The following is a 684-nucleotide window of genomic DNA, read 5'->3' as shown; positions in this document are numbered from 1 at the left end:
TTGGGAAGGCGCAATGATGGGTGGCAGCTCGGCAGGCGCCAGTAGCGCAGTCAGTGCCCCTGGCAGTATTGGATTGGCCGGCGTACCTGGCATTGGCGCGCCGCCGAGTTGAATCTCGCAACTGCTGAAGATCCCGGCAGGGCCCATCACGATGTGTTGCCCACCGGCTTTCAGGGTGATGCTTGCACCCGCATCCAGAATCAAATGCGCGCCAGCTTTAAGGTGAACTTCCTGACCGGCTTCGGCGACCAGCGTTTGCCCGACGCGGGTGTGGCTGCTGTTCGCCACGCATAAATAATCGTTGGCCTTGAGCTGGGTTTTGCGGTCGGCGGTGACGGTGCGCTGGTCTTGCGCTTCCAACACGGCCACGCTGTTGCCCTTGATGATTTCCTTGCGCTCGTTACCGACGTGCAGAAGGCTGTCGTTTTCAACCCGATGCTGCATGTCTGCTGGTCTTGCGCTTCCAACACGGCCACGCTGTTGCCCTTGATGATTTCCTTGCGCTCGTTACCGACGTGCAGAAGGCTGTCGTTTTCAACCCGATGCTGCATGTCCCGCTGAGCGCGCAGGTAAATCAGCTCCTGGCCGCTACGGTCTTCCAGGTGCAATTCGTTGAAGCCGCTGCTGCCCGGTGAGCTGCGGCTGCGAAACACGCTGCGGGTTTTGTGGGCGGGCAGTTCGTAG

At 60.4% G+C, this 684-nt stretch carries 1 pseudogene; it reads right to left on the bottom strand.

The window, feature by feature from the left end:
• Positions 1-684: pseudogene (locus AO240_RS24965) on the bottom strand (hypothetical protein); the annotation flags it as partial.

The sequence above is a fragment of the Pseudomonas sp. ICMP 460 genome (genome assembly GCF_002723595.1).
GTDB lineage: Bacteria > Pseudomonadota > Gammaproteobacteria > Pseudomonadales > Pseudomonadaceae > Aquipseudomonas > Aquipseudomonas kitaguniensis.
The sequence above is the reverse complement of the archived record's forward strand: the minus strand, read 5'-3'. Positions and strand labels throughout refer to the sequence as shown.